20 protein-coding genes are annotated in these 16,864 nt (G+C 71.6%); 9 read left to right on the forward strand and 11 right to left on the reverse strand.

The genetic code is table 11. From position 1 onward, the window contains the following. Window positions 1-14 precede the first annotated feature (14 nt). On the forward strand, window positions 15-491 hold the full coding sequence (coaD, locus tag ACF073_RS10040; protein WP_392068178.1) for a pantetheine-phosphate adenylyltransferase: 477 nt from the start codon (window positions 15-17) through the stop codon (window positions 489-491). Window positions 492-767: 276 nt separating this feature from the next. On the opposite strand, the gene ACF073_RS10045 is transcribed toward coaD, so the two are convergent. Further along, a complete protein-coding gene (locus ACF073_RS10045; RefSeq protein ID WP_392068180.1) occupies window positions 768-1,220 on the reverse strand; it encodes a phospholipase in 453 nt (150 codons plus the stop codon). A gap of 422 nt (window positions 1,221-1,642) precedes the next feature. Between ACF073_RS10045 and ACF073_RS10050 the strand changes: the two genes are divergently transcribed. Both ACF073_RS10050 and ACF073_RS10055 read left to right on the forward strand, forming a co-directional pair. Then, window positions 1,643-1,885, forward strand: a complete 243-nt coding sequence (locus tag ACF073_RS10050; protein WP_392068182.1) for a hypothetical protein — start codon at window positions 1,643-1,645, stop codon at window positions 1,883-1,885. Next, on the forward strand, window positions 1,878-2,972 hold the full coding sequence (locus tag ACF073_RS10055) for a response regulator (RefSeq protein WP_392068919.1): 1,095 nt from the start codon (window positions 1,878-1,880) through the stop codon (window positions 2,970-2,972). The genes ACF073_RS10050 and ACF073_RS10055 overlap by 8 nt, the downstream gene beginning before the upstream one ends. A 25-nt stretch (window positions 2,973-2,997) precedes the next feature. Here the strand turns inward: ACF073_RS10055 and ACF073_RS10060 are convergent, their stop codons facing one another. Next, window positions 2,998-3,384 (reverse strand): barstar family protein, encoded by a 387-nt coding sequence (locus tag ACF073_RS10060; RefSeq protein WP_392068184.1) that lies wholly within the window; start codon window positions 3,382-3,384, stop codon window positions 2,998-3,000. Window positions 3,385-3,639: 255 nt separating this feature from the next. On the opposite strand from ACF073_RS10060, the gene ACF073_RS10065 reads away from it, so the two are divergent. Then, complete coding sequence (locus ACF073_RS10065; protein WP_392068185.1) at window positions 3,640-4,425, forward strand: VOC family protein; 786 nt, start codon at window positions 3,640-3,642, stop codon at window positions 4,423-4,425. 161 nt (window positions 4,426-4,586) lie between these two features. Next, entirely contained in the window at window positions 4,587-5,036 is a 450-nt protein-coding gene (locus ACF073_RS10070) for a hypothetical protein (RefSeq protein ID WP_392068187.1), read from the forward strand. A gap of 42 nt (window positions 5,037-5,078) precedes the next feature. Here ACF073_RS10070 and sigJ read toward each other — a convergent pair whose 3' ends face one another. Next, entirely contained in the window at window positions 5,079-6,008 is a 930-nt protein-coding gene (sigJ, locus tag ACF073_RS10075) for an RNA polymerase sigma factor SigJ (RefSeq protein ID WP_392068189.1), read from the reverse strand. Window positions 6,009-6,180: 172 nt separating this feature from the next. Here sigJ and ACF073_RS10080 point away from each other — a divergent pair, with 172 nt between their 5' ends. Then, window positions 6,181-6,585 (forward strand): hypothetical protein, encoded by a 405-nt coding sequence (locus tag ACF073_RS10080; protein ID WP_392068191.1) that lies wholly within the window; start codon window positions 6,181-6,183, stop codon window positions 6,583-6,585. A 16-nt stretch (window positions 6,586-6,601) separates the two neighbouring features. Here the strand turns inward: ACF073_RS10080 and ACF073_RS10085 are convergent, their stop codons facing one another. Continuing rightward, window positions 6,602-8,359 carry an MOSC domain-containing protein gene (locus tag ACF073_RS10085; RefSeq protein ID WP_392068193.1) on the reverse strand — a complete coding sequence of 586 codons (1,758 nt, stop codon included), beginning with the start codon at window positions 8,357-8,359 and terminating at the stop codon, window positions 6,602-6,604. A gap of 288 nt (window positions 8,360-8,647) precedes the next feature. Between ACF073_RS10085 and ACF073_RS10090 the strand changes: the two genes are divergently transcribed. After that, entirely contained in the window at window positions 8,648-9,517 is an 870-nt protein-coding gene (locus ACF073_RS10090; protein WP_392068195.1) for an alpha/beta fold hydrolase, read from the forward strand. A gap of 126 nt (window positions 9,518-9,643) precedes the next feature. On the opposite strand, the gene ACF073_RS10095 is transcribed toward ACF073_RS10090, so the two are convergent. The 7 genes from ACF073_RS10095 to ACF073_RS10125 form a co-directional block, all read right to left on the reverse strand. After that, window positions 9,644-10,216: a dihydrofolate reductase family protein gene (locus ACF073_RS10095; protein ID WP_392068196.1), complete on the reverse strand. Its 573-nt coding sequence runs from the start codon at window positions 10,214-10,216 to the stop codon at window positions 9,644-9,646. A gap of 69 nt (window positions 10,217-10,285) precedes the next feature. Continuing rightward, window positions 10,286-11,029, reverse strand: a complete 744-nt coding sequence (locus ACF073_RS10100) for an SRPBCC domain-containing protein (protein WP_392068198.1) — start codon at window positions 11,027-11,029, stop codon at window positions 10,286-10,288. Then, entirely contained in the window at window positions 11,026-11,742 is a 717-nt protein-coding gene (locus ACF073_RS10105) for an ArsR/SmtB family transcription factor (protein ID WP_392068200.1), read from the reverse strand. Before ACF073_RS10105 ends, ACF073_RS10100 begins: the two co-directional genes overlap by 4 nt. Before the next feature lie 133 nt (window positions 11,743-11,875). After that, window positions 11,876-12,748: a GyrI-like domain-containing protein gene (locus ACF073_RS10110; protein WP_392068202.1), complete on the reverse strand. Its 873-nt coding sequence runs from the start codon at window positions 12,746-12,748 to the stop codon at window positions 11,876-11,878. 154 nt (window positions 12,749-12,902) lie between these two features. Further along, window positions 12,903-13,439: a nuclear transport factor 2 family protein gene (locus ACF073_RS10115; RefSeq protein ID WP_392068203.1), complete on the reverse strand. Its 537-nt coding sequence runs from the start codon at window positions 13,437-13,439 to the stop codon at window positions 12,903-12,905. 274 nt (window positions 13,440-13,713) lie between these two features. Further along, window positions 13,714-14,208, reverse strand: coding sequence for a DUF6233 domain-containing protein (locus tag ACF073_RS10120; RefSeq protein ID WP_392068205.1), 495 nt, complete (start codon window positions 14,206-14,208; stop codon window positions 13,714-13,716). A gap of 145 nt (window positions 14,209-14,353) precedes the next feature. Continuing rightward, entirely contained in the window at window positions 14,354-14,797 is a 444-nt protein-coding gene (locus ACF073_RS10125; RefSeq protein WP_392068207.1) for a MarR family winged helix-turn-helix transcriptional regulator, read from the reverse strand. Window positions 14,798-15,097: 300 nt separating this feature from the next. Between ACF073_RS10125 and ACF073_RS10130 the strand changes: the two genes are divergently transcribed. Next, a complete protein-coding gene (locus ACF073_RS10130; RefSeq protein WP_392068209.1) occupies window positions 15,098-15,832 on the forward strand; it encodes an acetoacetate decarboxylase in 735 nt (244 codons plus the stop codon). A 55-nt stretch (window positions 15,833-15,887) separates the two neighbouring features. Beyond that, window positions 15,888-16,841, forward strand: coding sequence for a 3-hydroxyacyl-CoA dehydrogenase family protein (locus ACF073_RS10135; RefSeq protein WP_392068211.1), 954 nt, complete (start codon window positions 15,888-15,890; stop codon window positions 16,839-16,841). Window positions 16,842-16,864 lie beyond the last annotated feature (23 nt).

Genomic DNA, 16,864 nt, shown 5'->3' on the forward strand with positions numbered 1-16,864 from the left:
TACGCTTTCCGATCATGCGAGCCCTCTTCCCAGGATCCTTCGACCCCGTCACTCAAGGGCACCTGGACGTACTCCGGCGCGCTGCCCTCCTGTTCGACGAGGTCGTCGTGTGCGTGATGTTCAATCCGGACAAGACCGGCCGCCTCCCCGTCACGGAACGGCTGGACCGGCTCCGCGCGGCAGCAGCCGACCTGGGCAACGTCACGGTCGACTCCCACACGGGCGGCCTGCTGGTCGACTACTGCGGCCGAGCCGGAATCGACGTCGTCATCCGCGGAGTACGCGGCGTCCGCGACCTGGACCACGAAATGCCGATGGCCCGCATGAACCACGAGCTGGCCGGAGTCGAGACGTTCTTCGTCGCCGCGGATCCCGCCCTGGCCCACATCTCCTCCACCCTCGTCACCGCGATGAGCCGACACGACCTTGTCCCGAAGGATGGTTCGGGCCAGCTCCTTCCAGCGGGCGGGGGCGGCGGCGAGGGCTCCTGAGACGTTTCCCGCGTGGTTCAGCGGCGGCCGCGGCCGGGGGCGCTTCTCCCGTGGTGACCCGTGATCACGGGCTTCGGGGGCGAGGCCGTCGTGGGTGTGCCGGCCGACTCTGACACCCGCGGGTGCGAAGCGGCGGTGTCAGCCCCGGCCGGTCAGGGGTGAAGGGGGCCCGGCGCGCGCGGAGACCGGACAAAGGACGCGGCCCCCGGCGCGGGCGCCCGCCGCCGTCTCCGTCGTGCGCGCCGCGCCCCGGGTCCCCGGCGGGACGGCCGCGGCTCAGCCGAACGCCTTGACCGCCTGGTAGTACGTCCAGGCGGTGCCGTCGCAGGTGGTCTTCGTGGCGCCGCCGTAGGCGGCGCAGACGCGCTTGAGGTCCTCGTACAGGGCGCTGTCCAGGCGTGCCTTGTTGGCGGTGAAGGTGCCGGCGGCCTTGTAGTTGCGGTAGCCGAAGTCGTGGCGGGCGCAGGACGTGGCGAAGGGGAAGCCGAGCGGGTTGTCGGGCGAGGAGGAGCAGTAGTCGGTCGACCAGTCGAACCCGTACGCGGACCAGCCGGCCTGGTTGGCCCGGGCGGCGGTCCACTGGTTGTAGCTGGACGCGCTGGTCTGGGTCCAACTCGCCAGGACCTGCGGCTTGTCGGCGGGAGCGGCACCGGCCGCGGTCGCGGTGGCGACGGTGGTGATCACGGCGAGGGCCGAGGCGGACAGGCCAAGGAAGAGTCTTCTGCGCATCCCACACCTCCATAGACCGCGGCCCGCTCGTCGGACCGCAGGTGCATGACAAGTAGGTTGACGCCTCAACAAGGCTTGTACAACGCGGAGTTCGTAATGGGCCGTTAATATTTGGCGCCGCCGGGCGTACGCCACGTGAACCCGGCCCGCGTGTCGCCGGCACACGCGCCGGGTGTCGTCGGCACACGCGCCGGGTGTTGCCGCAACACCCGCCGGTGGAACCGGCGCTGACGTGCCGCTGGAGTGTTGCCGGAGGCCGCGCGGCAGGCGGCAACGGACGCAAAATGTTGCCGATTCGCCGGTTGCCCGGCGCAACGGATTCAACTGGCGTCATTGTGTGGCTCGGACGACGCGGGCCCATCCGGGGCGCGCTTGAACCCCGGCCGGTGCGATCGGCGGGGGCCGAGGAGGGTCAGGTTTCGATGGATCGTTCCCTGGTGTCGGTGCGGGCCGCGCTGGTGCTGTTACTCGCGGCGCTCGCCGGTGTGGGCGCCGGGCTGCTGACGGTGCTGGCCGGTGACGGGGCGGCGGGCGGCGTGCTCGCCGGACTCACCGCGGCGGGCGCGGCCGTGCCGGTGTTCAACCAGGCGATCGCCCCGGACACCGTCACCGGCGGGCCGGCCGGGGTGCGTACGGGAGCGAAGGGCGGTGGCGACCGTGCGTGAGCTGCGTCCTCTCGCCCAGGGCCTGACACCGGAATCGCGGGCACTGGCCATGGCACTGCGCGAACTGTTCGAGGGCCTGGGAGTCTCCATCCGCCGCTACGCGGCCCGGCGCGTGCGGGACGCCGGCACTTTCTCCCGCTACCTCGGCGGAACGCGCGTACCGCCCTGGGAAGTGGTGATGGACCTGTTCACCGACGTCGCCGAACACCGCGGCATGGCCGCCACCCCGGACGCCATCGAGCTGGTGCGCCGACTGCACCGGGCGGCCGTCGAGACCACGGCGACACCCCGGCACGCGGTCGAGGTACTGGAGCAGCAGCTCGCCGAGGCCGACCGGGTCTCCCGCCGCTCCACCGCCCGCGGGGACGCGCTGGGCGACGCGCTGCTGGACCGCAAGCATCGCATCGCCGACCTGGAAGTGCGCCTGAACCAGCTCGAAGCGGAATGGAGCGCGGAACGCGAACGCGCCGAACGGCTGGCCGCCGCCAGCCCCGGCGTCACCGAACTGCTCCAGGAACGCGACCAGTTGCAGGACGAGGTCACCCGGCTCTCCGCCGAGCTGAACGAGGCGTGCAAGCGGCGCGACGAGGCCGAACAGCGCTGCACGCTGCTGGAACGCCAGCTGGAGGCCGTCGAACAGGTCCCGGCGGTCGCCGCCGCGGCACCGGTGGTGCCGCGGAGCATGCCCAAGGTCCTCATCGTCGACGACCAGCCCGACAACCTGCTGGCCATGACCGCTGTCCTCGCCACCCTGGACCAGGAACTGGTCGCCGTCCCGTCCGGGCGTGAGGCCCTGAAGGCCCTGCTCGACCACGACGACTTCGCCGTCATCATCATGGACGTCCAGATGCCCGACATGGACGGCTACGAGACGGCCGCCCACATCAAGCGGCGCCCCCGGACCCACGACGTGCCCATCATCTTCCTCACCGCCATGGGCACCGACCCCGAACACTCGGCCCGAGGCTATGCCGCGGGCGCGGTCGACTACATCAGCAAACCCTTCGATCCCTGGGTGCTGCGGGCCAAGGTCGCGGTGTTCACCGGTATCTACCTCGAACAGCGGCGCCTCGCCGGAGACCAGTGACCGGCGGTTCGCCCGGGGCCGCCGCTCACCGGAGCCGGAGGACTCCGGGGGCGCGGTCCTCGAAGATCCCGACCAGCCAGTCGAAGACGGTCGTGCCCCGCCGGGCACGTGCCGCGGCCAGCTCGGCGGCGACCGCCGGACGGTTCGCGGGGTGGCAGCGCGACAGGCGGATCTCCAGCTGGCGCGCTGTCTCCTGATGGCCCAGGTGCTCGCGCGACAGCCGGTGCTCCCGCCACTCGATTACGTAGTCATCGTCGTCGGGGGTGCCGAAACCACCGCTGAGACAGTCGGCGAAGGCATCCAGGTTTCCGCCGAAGTAGCCGCCGGGACCGTTGACGGCCTCCCCGATGACGCGCCAGAAGTCCTCCAGCGTCCTGATCCGGGCGCCGTCCAGCACGTATGTCGCGGTCACAGGCGGCAGGATATGCGGCGGCGCCCGGCGCCGGACGATCGGGGGCCCGCCGCGACCGCCGTCGAGGTCCCCGCTCCTTCGCCGTCCGCTGGACCTCGCTCGCGGGGGATGCCCTCACTCGCCCGGGTGATTGCCCCGCGCCGGGGTGTGGCACGGACGAGCGGTGGGGGAGGTTGGGGACGTCCAGGGGCCGGGGCGGGCGGCAGGCCGAGCATCCCCCGCGCACCTACGACCACCGCAACGGAGGACACCGCCATGCTCTCGACCGACTTCGTCCCGGGCGCACCGAACTGGCTCGACCTGGGAACCCCCGACGTCGACAGGACCGTCGCCTTCTACTCCGAGGTGCTGGGCTGGACCTACCAGTCGGCCGGCCCCGACGGCGGAGGCTATGGATTCTTCGTGCTCGACGGCAAGACGGTCGGCGGCGTCGGCCCGTTGACCGAGGAAGGTGCCGCCTCCGCCTGGAGCGTCTACTTCCACACGGCGGACGCCGACGCCACCGCCAAGGCCGTGGAGCAGGCGGGCGGCCGGGTCCGGGTCGCCCCGGTGGACGTCTTCACCTTCGGGCGCATGGCGCACTTCACCGATCCCGCCGGAGCCGACTTCAGCGTCTGGCAGCCGATCGGCACCGGCGGCTTCGAGACGACCGGGGTGCCGGGCGCCCTGTGCTGGACCGAGCTGTACACCACCGACGCCGCCTCCGCACGGGCCTTCTACGGCGCGGTGTTCTCCTGGGAGTTCCAGGACAGCCCGCTCAGCCCGGAAGTGACGTACGTGGTGGTCGCCCCGGCCGGCGGCGGACGGCAGGAGAGCCACGGCGGCATCATGCAGCTGCCCCAGGAGAACCTGGACGCCGGTTCGACCCCGGAGTGGCACCCCTACTTCGCGGTCGACGACTGCGACGCCGCCGCCGCCCGGGCCGGAGAGGCGGGCGCCACGGTCATCATCGCGGCGGCGGACATCGAGGGCGTGGGCCGCCTACCCATGCTCCTCGACCCGGCCGGCGCCCCCTTCGCCCTGCTCGAACCGGCGCCCTAGACCGCCCGGACCGAGCCCGCCCGCGCGGCGGGGCCGTGCCCCGGAACTCCGGACCGGAGCCGTGGCCGCGTCACGTACAACCCTGGAGCCGTCCGGCTGGTCTTCCTCACCGTACGGACCGATCCGACCTTCGGGTACAACTCGTTCCATCGGGGGCGCACATGAGCTTCGTCCGTCATCACCGCCGCAGCCTCGCCGTCGCGGGCTGCTCCCTTCTCACCGCCGCCGTCCTCGGGACGGCCGCCGCAGGATCGTCCAGCGCCGGGACCGCGGCACCGCGGACCCGGACGATCGCCTCCTCCGTCCTCGGCACCGACTACAAGATCACGCTGACCGCGGTGCGGTCCACGGCGGACCCGACGGCCGCCTCCGTGCGGCTGCAGGTGTACACGCACACCGGCGGTGCCTGGACGGAGTCCGACCGGGTCACCGTGGGCGAGGTCGACGGGTGGTTCTGGTACCCGCTCACGGGCAGCGGCGCCGTCTGCGACTTCTCCACCGCGAGCACGGAGCCGGCCCCGCTCACCGTGAGCCTGCTCATCACCCCGTCCATCGGCTGTTCCGAGCCGACGCACTACGTCGTCAAGCAGGGAAGGGTCTTCGCCGGCTGACGACACCGCGTGCGCCGGCCGGCGGGCCCGCCGGGCCCCCGGTCAGCGTGCGGCCCACGAGCGGAGCTTCTCCGGGTTGCGGACCACCCAGATGCGGTCGACGCGGCCATGGGCCACGCCGAACGCCGCCACGGTCACGGTGACGCCAGCGTGCTGGGCGACCAGGCCGGGCCGGCCGTTGACCGTCCGTTCCAGGAGTGTGAGCTCCCGGGTCCGGCCGGCCATGTGGATCAGGTACTGGGCGATGCGCTCGCCGCCCTCGACCGGACGGCGGACGGCTCCGGCCAGCCCGCCGCCGTCGGCGATCATCGTGGCGTCCGGATCGAGCAGGCCGACCAGGGCCTTGATGTCCCCGGCCTGCCACGCTTCCTTGAAGTCCCGCACCAGACCGGCCTGTCCGGCTGTCGGAACCGGCGGAGCCTGCGCGGCGCGCAGACGCCGGCGGGCCGACGACGCCAGCTGCCGGCAGGCCGCCGGCGTCCGGCCGACGATCTCGGCGACCTCCGCGAAGGGGTACCGGAACACGTCGTGCAGGATGAACGTCACCCGCTCGGCCGGCGTCATCGCCTCCAGTACGACGAGGAAGGCCATGTTCACCGACTCGTCGAGGGTGACCCAGTCGGCCGGGTCTGCGCCGCCCGCGAGGCCGCCGGCCCACTCCGTACGGTCGGGCAGCGGCTCGGGTATCCACGTGCCGACGTAGCGCTCGCGCCGGGCCCGCGCCGAGCCGAGCAGGTCCAGGCAGATACGGGTGGCCACCGTCGTCAGCCAGGCAGCGGGCGACGCGATGGCCTCCTGCTGCGGCCGTGGCATCGCGTACCAGCGGGTGTAGGACTCCTGTACGGCGTCCTCGGCCTCGGCCAGTGAACCGAGCATCCGGTAGCCGAGGTTGATCAGCCGGCGGCGTTCGCCGACGATCTCGATCAGCCCCGGCTCGGACGGGCCGCTCTCCGGCTCGGACGGTGTGCTCATTTCGGCGGCCGCTCCCTGGTTCTCGTCCTTCGTCTCCGCTCTCGTCCCGCTGACGGGACCGCACGCCGGAAAGGGAAGTCACCGCCTCACCTCACATATCGCGCGCCCGCGTCGTCGTACAGGCGAGACCGTACCGACCCACCGCCGCAAGGCAGAAGAGGGGATCATCGCCATGGCCGTACAGACGACGGCACACCAGCGCGGCTTCACGTTCGAGCGGGTCGCGATCGCCCTGCAGACCATGGCGATCTTCTTCCAGGCGGTCACCGCCGGACTGCTGCTCTCCTCGGCCCACGGCGAGGTGCCGCACAGTGTCGGGGCGCGCGTGATGTACGGCGCGTCGATGCTGTACGTGCTCGCCGCGATCCTGGCGTGGCGGCCGGGCGGCGGGTCGCCGCGTCCCGTCGCCTACGCGTCCGGATTCCTCGTCCTGGCTTCGGTGCAGGTGGTGCTGGGCATCGCGCACCGGCCGTCGCTCCATGTCCCGCTGGGCGTCCTCATGTTCGGCCTCAGCGTGCTCGTCCTGGGCCGGACCCTGTCCGCCCGCAGCCCGGAGCGCTCCGGCACCCGGCCGTGACCGCCGCACGGCCGCCTCAGAGGTCGAGCACGACCTCGGTGGCCGGGCGGCTGCAGCAGACGAGGACCGTGCCGGGCTCGGGGAGTTCGAGCGGCGGGGTGGTGTAGCTGATGTCGCCCGCCACGAGGTGGGTGACGCAGGTGTGGCAGACGCCGGTGCGGCAGGACCAGCGGGTGGGGACGTCGCAGGCTTCGGCGAGGTCGAGGAGGGAGGCGTGGGCGGATGACCACGGTGTGGTGACGCCGCTGCGGGCGAACGTGATCAGGGGACCGGTGCCGGTGGGGCCGGGGGGCTGGTGCGGCCGGACGGTGGCGGCGGGTGTGACGCCGGGGTTGATGGCGGGCAGGGCGCTGAACCGTTCCGTGTGGATCCGTTCGGGAGGCAGGCCGAGTGCGCGCAGGAGGCCGCCGAGGTCGTCCATGAAGGCGTCCGGTCCGCAGAGGTAGGCGTCGGCGTCGGCGGGGATACCGAGGGCCCTGAGGGAATCGGCGGTCGGGCGGCCCCGGGTGATGTGGGCAGTGTCGGGCCGGGGGGCTTCTGCGGTGAGATAGATGTGCTCGTGGGCGTGGGGGAGCCGTGCCAGGAGTGCGTGGCTCTCTTCGGCGAACGCGTGGTGGACGCGGTCACGGGCGACGTGGATCCACCAGACGGGACGCGGGTCGCGTACGGCGGCCAGCCGGTGCAGCATGGCGAGCACCGGTGTGGCGCCGATCCCCGCGGAGACGAGGGCGACCGGGCGGGTGCCCTCGTCGAGCACGAACGTGCCGCGGGGGCTCGCGATGTCCACCAGGTCACCGGGGTGGAGCGCGGTATGGATGTAGCCGCTGACCTGCCCGTGGGGCTCGTGCTTGACGCTGATGCGGTAGGTGCCGCCGGCGGGTGCGGCGGACAGGGAGTAGCTCCGTACCGCGGGGGCGCCGCCGATGGCGAGGCGGACGGAAAGGTACTGGCCGGGGTGGGCCTCGGGGAGGGGGGTGCCGTCGGTGGTGCCGAGGTAGACGGAGGACACGGTGGGGGTCTCGGGGACGATACGGGACACGCGCAGGGCCTTGAAGCCGGGCCATCCCGGCTGTTCCCCGGGCTGCCGGGTGCCGGTGCGCCCGTCCGGCCATCCCGGCTCCTGCTCGGGCTGCTGCGCGGCGGCGAGTTCCCGGAAGGACTGCTGCCATCCGGGGCTGAGGGCGGGGATGTCCAGTGCTTTGCGCAGCTTCGCGGGGTCGCGGTCGGGCAGGTAGAGCAGCGCGTCGGTGTCGGCGACGCTCAGCTCTTCCGGGCCCTTGCGGATGAGGGTGATCTCGTCGCCGGCCTGTACATGTCCTTCGGTGAGGACGCGCAGGTAGAAGCCGGGGCGGTGGTGGGCGACGAGGAGGGCGGCCATGGTGGGTTCGCCCAGCCGCATACCGACGCGATAGCAGGTGACTCGGGGCTGCGTGACCTCGAACTCGGCCTCGCCGACGCGGTAGCGGTCGCCGATGCAGACCTCGTCGTCGGGCAGGCCGTCGACCGTGAGGTTCTCCCCGAACATGCCGAACGCCAGGTCGTCCCGGCCGAGTTGCTTCTGCCAGTACTCGTAGGACTGCCACTGGTAGACCAGGACGGCGCGGATGTCGCCGCCATGTCCGGCCAGGTCTCCCTGGCCGTCTCCGTCGACGTTCAGCCGCCGGACCATGCGGGGGCCGTGCACGGGGGTCTTCCAGGCTCCGGTGCGGACGGTCCGTCCCTGCCAGGAGACGTCCTGGGGCATGCCTACGTTCACGGACAGCAGCCTCGCCATCGCAGACCTCCTGCGGGGTGACCGGCCGGGGGCAGCCCCTCGTGGCGCTGTGTTCGGTGCCCTGGAATCGATCCTAATTCGCGTTCCGGGGCCGCCGCGATTCCGTGATCATGGATATCCGGGCGGAAATGTCCGCGGATATCCGGGCGTGAAGGGACGAGCCGCCGTGGACTGGCCCGGTGCACGAGTGCCGTCCACAACCTAACCCTCATGAGTTCCTTGACAGGTTAGATCAAGCGTGCTCGACTGGAGCTGTAACCGGTGAAGTCGAATGGAAGGGTTAGAAAGATGGCCTCCGCAGTCCACCACCGCACCGCCACCGTCAACGGCCTCGAGGTCTTCTACCGGGAGGCAGGCGACCCCCAGGCACCCGCCGTCGTCCTGCTGCACGGTTTCCCGACCAGCTCACACATGTTCCGCAGGCTGATCCCGGCGCTCGCCGACCGCTACCACGTGATCGCCCCCGACCACATCGGCTTCGGCCAGTCCTCGATGCCCGCGCCGGGGGACTTCCCGTACACCTTCGACGCCCTCGCCGAGGTCACCTCGGGGCTGCTCCAGCAGCTCGGCGTCGACCGGTTCGCGATGTACGTGCAGGACTACGGCGCCCCCATCGGCTGGCGGCTCGCCCTCCAGGCCCCGGACCGCGTCACGGCGATCATCACCCAGAACGGCAACGCCTACGAAGAGGGATTCGTGAAGCCCTTCTGGGACGGTGTCTTCGCCTATGCCGAGAACCCGGGACCGGACACCGAAGCCCCCATGCGCGGCGCCCTCACCCCCGAGATCACCCGCTGGCAGTACGTGAACGGCGTCGCCGACCCCACCCTGGTCAGCCCCGACAACTGGGTCCACGACCAGGCCCTGCTGGACCGTCCGGGCAACGACGAGATCCAGCTCGCGCTCTTCCGCGACTACCCCGCCAACGTGGACCTCTACCCGCGGGTCCACCGGTACTTCCGCGACTCCGGGGTGCCGCTGCTCGCGGTCTGGGGAGCCAACGACGAGATCTTCGGCCCCGCCGGCGCCGAGGCGTTCCGCCAGGACCTGCCCGACGCCGAGATCCATCTGGTCGACTCCGGGCACTTCGCCCTGGAGAGCCACTTCGACACCATCACCGACCACATCCGCGACTTCCTCGCCCGCGTTCTCGTCTGACGCGTGTCCTCGCCCGGCGCACGGGCGGTCACCCGCCCGCCCCGCGGCCGGGCGGACAGGCGGTCGTCGCGCACGGCGTCGACCGCGGCCTGGACGCCGGTGAGCCCAGGGCCCGCTGACCGCTCGTCAGCGGACGACGTCGAACACCTGCTTCTGCAGACCGTTGGCATAGACCTCGTGCTCGACCGGCTTCAGCTTCTGGGTGTCCTTGTCCGTAGTGCTGAACAGGCGCTTGCCGGCGCCGAGCAGCAGCGGGAACACGAGCAGGTGGTAACGGTCGATCAGGCCGGCGTCCGACAGGGCGCGGTTCAGCGAGGCGCTGCCGTGGACGATGATCGGACCTCCCTCGGTCCGCTTCAGCTCGGCGACCTCGTCGAGCGAGCGCAGAATCGTGGTCTCGCCCCAGTCGGAGACCAGTTGATCCGCACCGAGGGTGGTGGAGACGACGTACTTGGGCATCGTGCGGTAGCGGGCGAATTCCTCCATACCGGGCCAGACCGGGCTGAACGCCTCGTAGCTGACCCGGCCCAGCAGGATCGCGGTGGACTCCTGCTGCTCCCGCTCCTTGATCGCGAAGGCTTCGGGGACGAACTCGACCTCCTTGAAGGTCCATCCGGAGTTCCGGTAGCCGGGTTCGCCGCCCGGGGCCTCCACGACCCCGTCGAGCGAGATGAAGGCGGTGCTGATCAACGTACGCATGGATGATTCCTCAGGATCTCGGATGTGGCCGGCGCGGACGCCGGCGGTTGATGCGGCGGCGACGGGGGGTCAGGCGAGGATCCCGGTCAGCCACTGCTGCCAGGCGGCCTCGGGTCCGGCCCCGCCCGCGTCCGGGCCGAAGAGGTGGTGGAACATCAGCACCACACCGGGGAAGTGGTGGAAGGTGTAGATGCCGTCGCCGGTGCGGACCTCGATGCGTTCGTCGTCCGCCCAGACCACCTGGCCGTCCAGCGGGGGCAGCCCGGCCGGCTCGGCGTGTGCCCGCGCGCCCACGGCGACCTGTGCCGGCAGGGAAAGCCCGCGCGCGAGTGCCGCCCGGATCTCCCGCGCCGGGGTCCCGCCCGAGGGTGCCATGGCGAAGACGGGTGTCCCGGTACGTCCCGGGAAGTGCGTCAGGTACTCGCGCAGGGTGTGCAGATGGAAGGGCCAGCCGCGGCGCAGCGCGTCGTACTCGTCCTGCCAGTCGTCACCGAGCATGCCGCTGTGGACGACACGGAGCACGGTGCTCGCCCGGTCGCGTCCCTCGATGAGGTACTCGAAGGCCATGAAGCGGCCGTCCTCGGCGGTGGCGGTGCGGCTGGCGAAGCGCTTGCCGGGCTCGTAGGCGGTGATCACCGCTTCCTCCCGGCGGCCGCCGACGTCCATGGCGGCCGCCCCGCCCTCGCGCGGCTCCACCTCGTTGCGCCCCATGAACCAGGAGTCGATCCCCGGTCCGGTGGCGATCGCCTCCCAGACCTGTTCGGGTCCGGCCGGCAGGGTCGTCTCCAGTTCGATCTCGAACGGGTTCGTCATGGTCGGTCTTCCTGTCGTTCCTGTCCCGCGTGAGATGCGGTCCCGGGGGCTGCCTCGCTCTGCTGCCGCTGTTCGGCCTGCTGCCGCTGTTCGGCGGAGTCGGCCGGGGTACCGGGCTGTGCCGTGGGGATCTGTGCCGTGGGGATCTGGTGGATTCCGACGAGCACCCGGTGACCTCGGCCGCCCGGGGCGGATTCGTCGTGGTAGCGGCTGACGAGCGCCGCCACGGCCTGGGTCAGTTCGTCGGCGAAGGCCGCCCGGTCGGCGGCGGAGGCGAACCGCACCTCCGTGTCGATGGCGAAGGTCGCCACCCGCCGCTTCGCGCGGGCCGCGCCCGTCAGCAGCGTCCCGACCTCCTGCACCAGCCGGGCCCCCAGGGCCAGCAGCCAGCGGGCGGAGAGCTGGTCGGGCGATCGGGAGGGATCCGGGCTGACTGCGGCCAGCGCGCTGGGGGAGATCACGTAGGAGGCGGCGGTGGCGCGGTAGATCCGTTCGGTCACATTGCCCTTGCGGCGCTCCTCGGCAAGCTCGACCAGGCCGTGCCGCTCCAGCTCCTTCAGGTGGTAGTTGACCTTCTGCCGGGGCAGGCCGAGGCGGGCGGCCAGCATGGCGGCCGAGCCGGGCTCGGCCAGGGCGGCGAGGATCCGGGACCGTATCGGGTCCAGGGAGGCCTCGGCGGCGGCGGGTTCTTCGATCACGGCGACGTCCAGCACCGCTCCAGGATCCAGCCGACGAGGAAACTTGTCAAGAAAAGAAAAGTTGTCGGTCGGGAGGTCGAGGGTGGAGGTGGAGGGTGGAGGTGGGGGGCGGGGTGCCGAGGCGCCGGCTGTCGGGGTGCTCACGTGCTCACGTGCGGATCTGTTCCCGTTCCACCGGAAGCCACAGTTCGGCGTCGGCCTCGGTGTGGTCCGGTGACATGCGCATGCGCAGGATCTCGGGGCCGGGGCGGCCGCGGTACGGGTTGGACGGGAACCACTGGGTGAACACGTCCCGCCACAACTCCTGGACGGCCTGCGGTGCCGGTCCGGACGCGGTGAAGACCGCCCAGGCGCCGGCCGGGACAGGGAGGACCGCGGTGCCGTCGGGGGACGGCGCCGATGTGATCACGCCGTGGTAGTAGTCGAGCTCGGTGCCCTCGGCGCGGCTCGGGTCCAGGTCGTCGCAGACCGCGACGATGCCCCGCGGCTCCTGGTCCGACAGCTTCTCCAGGTGTGCCAGGGCCCGCGAGTCGATCCCGCGGACGAAGTCGATGATGGCCTGGTTCGGCCCCGAGTGCACCAGGGGCACCCGGGCCTTGAAGCCGACCACGGTGAAGTCCGGCCGGTCCGTGACGCGATAGCGCATGCTGCTGCTTCCTTCGACGGTGAGGCGGAAGGACAACCGGGGCTGGGAGACGAGCGTGGCACCGGTACGCCGGGCCTCGCCCGGCCCGATCCCGTGCACGGCCCGGAACGCCCGGGCGAACGCCTCGCCCGAGCCGTAGCCGTAGCGCACCGCGATCTCCAGCAGCGGCTCGCGCCCGGCGAGCACCTCGGCACCCGCGACGGTGAGCCGGCGGCGCCTGATGTACTCCGACAGCGGCATTCCCGCGAGCGCGGAGAACATCCGGCGCAGGTGGTATTCCGAGGTGGCCGCGGTACGCGCCAGCTCGGCCGGGTCAATATGGTCATCGAGACGGCCCTCGATGTGCTCCAGGGCCTGGTTGAGGCGGTCCAGCACGCCCGGTCCCCTTCCTCTTTCGTGATCACCACGCTAGAGGGGAGGCATCCCGCCGGACCCGACATCCTGTGCCCGATCCGGTCGGGTGGGCATGGGCGCCCAGCCGCCTCGCGGGGGCCGTGGGGGCGGCCTGGCGCCAGTGCCGCGACGGTGCTCAGTCGGGAGCAGCCATGACCTTGTCCCGCAGGAATCGGGCGACCTCGGTGTGGTCGGCCATGGGGAGGTCCGCGGCCGTGATCAGGCCGAGCTGGGCGAGCACGGCGGCCTGGTCCCAGTAGAGCCGCTCGCTGCGCATCAGCTGGTCGCGGAATTCCACGATCACCAGCAGTGGTACTTCCAGGTTCCGTCCGGTCGGGGCCAGTCCGGGCAGCAGGAACGGGATCTCCTGGTCGTGAGGCATCCGCATGATGAGTTCCTCGACGAGGAAGTCGCCGCCCACCGAACGATGCACGGTCTCGGTGGCGGTGTTCCGCGGAATGCCGGGAATGAAGACGTCGCGGTAGTACTCCCGCAAGGATTCCTTGCCGAGACCGCCGCTCATCGTCGGCAGATGCATCACGCTGGCGTCGTCCGTCATGGTGGACACCGTCAGGTCGGCGTCCCTGATGTCGAACTCGTACGCCGTGTGCCGCTCCCACAGCGCGAGCATTTCCTCGTGGTTCACGATGTCTGCCTCGGAGATCCGTCGCATCGAAGGGGCTCCTCACCGGTCGGCCCCAGCCGGTCAACGAGCACCGTCACGAAAAGGTGTGACCGTGCGTCACTCGAACGCACCAGAGGCCCTGGCCCTGGCCCCGGCCCGGGATCCGCCCCGACCGCGTCCATCGACCTGCTCGCCTCGGCGCCCGGTGGGCACCCCGGAGGCGTTGTCCGGGCCGGCTTGACGCCCCGAGCGCCTTGCTGTCGATCACCGTTCGTGACGGCACCCGCCTCGAAAGCGCACCGACGCGCGCTGACGGGACGACTCACGCCAGGTCGATGCCCAGCTCGGTGTCGGGCCGGCAGAACGGGCAGGGCGCGATGGCCGGGTCGGTGAGAGCGGCCCGCGCCTCGTCCGACCGGATCCGGTGCGGAGTTCCCTCGATCATGGTGCAGTCGGCGAGGTGGATGAGCGCGGGCTCGGGCGCCGTCGGCGTCCTCTTCTGCTGGACGACGAAGCCGGTCCGCGCCGGCGGCGGTCCGAGGCCCGGCGGCGCCCCGCTGCCCTTCGCCCCGCCGCCCTTCACCCGATCGCCCGCCGCCCGCCCGGTCTCCGCCCGCCCGCTCTCCGCCCGGCCGTCCTCCGTCCGGCTCGTCGGCCGCCGCGGCCCAGGAGGCCGCTCGGCCCGGGTGAGGGCCTGCTGGACGGTGTCGCGCTGGAGGCGCAGATAGATGCCGATCGTGGCGTTCTCCGCGATCTGCCGGTCGAGGTGCGTCAGGATCGCCCGCAGCCGGGGCGGGTCAGGCGGCAGCTGAGGCATGGCGCGCATCCCCGTACGGGATGGGGCCGCTCACCGGCGGGCGGGGTCGTCAGGGGTCGGGCTCATACTTGGATTCAATCACGTGTTCGATTTTGGTCGCCATCTCGCGCCCCATGCGGTGCTCGCGCGCCGCGCCCGCCTCCCGTCAGCTCTCCCCGGTGACGGCGGAGGGGGCGGCGTTGTAGCGGGCGAGCAGGGCGCGCAGGGTGCTGACCTCGTCCGGTGACCAGTCCTCGGTGCGGGCGTCGACCTCGCGGCGCATCCTGCCGTCGGCCAGCGCGAGCAGCTCGCGTCCCCGGTCGCTGGGGCGCAGCAGCTGGCCGCGGGGGTTGTCCGGATCGGCCTCGCGCACCACCAGGCCGGCCTGCTGGAGGGCGGCGACCTGCCGGCTGATCGTGGACTTGTTGAGGTTGTAGAGACCGACCAGGTCCCCCGCGCGGGCCCCGTTCCGTTCGGCCATCTCGGACAGCAGCGAGTAGTCGACGAAGCTCAGGTCCGGGTGGAGCCGGTCCGCGTGGGACCGGAAGCGCCGGGAGAGGGTCACCAGCTCGCGTACGAGCCCCGGCAGTTCCCTGTCGTCGTCCCTCACCTGCGTGTCCTCTCCCTGGCGTCCGCGCCCCCGGGCGGAGCGCGGTCCCTGCATGATCACACGCGTGCCGAGGCGTGATGAGTTGCACTTTGCAACACGTGCTGCCCGGATCTACAGTGGGTGTGTTGCATAGTGCAACCACGGGATCGCGGACCGGTCTCGCCGGCCTCCGCCGAGGCGGCCCGCCGCGATCTGTGCAACGTTTTATGCCGTTATCAACCCTTTGGTCGTGCCGGTGAGGAACGTCGCGCCGTGAGGAGCGCCCTCCGGGGCGCGGCGCAGGAGAGGCAGGCGAGATTCATGCGAGCCGAGGACGTCGTCCGCGCACCGACGACACCACTGGATGCACCGGCCTTCCCGGTGGGCCCGTACCGGTTCACCGACCGCGAGTACCTGAACATCACCTACCGGACGGATCCCGAGGCACTGGAGCGCGTCGTGCCGGAGCCGCTGCGCGTCGTGGAGCCGCTCGTCCGCTTCGAGGTCATGCGGATGCCGGACGTCACTGGTCTGGGCGACTACACGGAATCGGGCCAGCTGGCCGCCGTCGAGTACGAGGGCGAGGCGGGGGAGTACTGCCTGTCGATGTACGTGGACAACTTCCCCGCCATCGCCAGCGGGCGGGAGATCGGCGCCTTCCCGAAGAAGGCCGGCCGGCCCCGGCTGTACGTCGACCAGGACACCCTCGTCGGCACGCTCGATCACGGTTCGCTCTCCGTCGCCCGCGCCACCATGGGCTACAAGCACCGCCCGCTGGGCACCGAGCAGGCCCGCGAGGAGCTGACCCGGCCGGCGTTCATGCTCAAGAAGCTGCCGCACTACGACGGCTCCCCGCGCATCTGCGAACTCGTCCGCACGCGGATCAGCGATCTCACGGTCAAGGGCGCCTGGAGCGGCCCCGCGCGGCTGCAGCTCTTCGCCCACGCGCTGGCCCCGCTCGCCGACCTGCCGGTGCGGGAGGTCGTCTCCGCCTCCCACATCCTCACCGACCTCACCCTGGGCCGCGCCAGGGTCGTCCACGACTACCTGGCCTGATCGCCCCCTGTACGGGAGCCGGCCCCACCCGCGCCGAGAAGAGAAGTGATCCCGCATGTCAGAGAACGGCAGCATCGCCGGCATCCGCCACGCCACCGTCGTAGGGGGAGGGGTGATCGGCGCGTCCTGGGCGGCCCTGTTCCTCGCCCGCGGCCTGTCCGTCACCCTCAGCGATCCGCAGCCCGGCATCGACGAGGCCGTGCTCGGGCACATCGCCGAGGCGGCGCCCTCGCTGGCGGCGCTCGGCCTCGACACCTCGCGGCTCACCGCACACCTCGCCTTCGAACCGGACCTGGCCACCGCCGTCCGCTCGGCCGACCTGGTGCAGGAGAACGGCCCGGAACGGCTGGAGGTCAAGCACGCGATGTGGCGCACCATCGAGGAGAACGCCCCCGCAGGCGCCCTCTTCGCCACCTCCACCTCCGGCATCCCCGCGACCGAGATCGCCACCGCCCTCACGGACCCCGGCCGGCTCGTCGTGGGGCATCCGTTCAACCCGCCGCACCTGGTGCCGCTGGTGGAGGTCGTACCGGGCGAGCGGACCTCGCGGGAGACGGTCGAACGTGCCCGCGCGTTCTACCGCGCGCTCGGCAAGCGCCCGCAGGTGCTGCGCAAGGAAGTGCCGGGGTTCGTCGCCAACCGGCTCCAGTCGGCGATCTTCCGCGAGTGCGTGTACCTGGTGAGCGAAGGCGTCGTCACCATGCAGGAGCTGGACGACATCGTCACCTCGTCCATCGGGCAGCGCTGGGCCGTCGCCGGTCCCTTCCGCTCCTTCCACCTCGGCGGCGGCGAGGGCGGACTGCCGCACTTCATGAGCCACCTGGGCGTCGGCATGGAGAGCCGCTGGGCCGCCATGGCCGAGGAGCAGGTCGCCTTCGACGAGCCGACCCGGCGGCTGCTGACCGAGCAGACGGCGGACTTCGGCGGCACCGTCGGCGAACTGGCCGCCGAACGCGACCGCAAGCAGATCGCCCTCATGCGCGCCCTCGGCGAGACCTTCGACAGCTGATCCGGAAGCCCTCCGAGCCGCCC

Origin of the sequence: Streptomyces sp. NPDC015171 (assembly GCF_043079545.1) — a bacterium.
Lineage (GTDB): Bacteria > Actinomycetota > Actinomycetes > Streptomycetales > Streptomycetaceae > Streptomyces.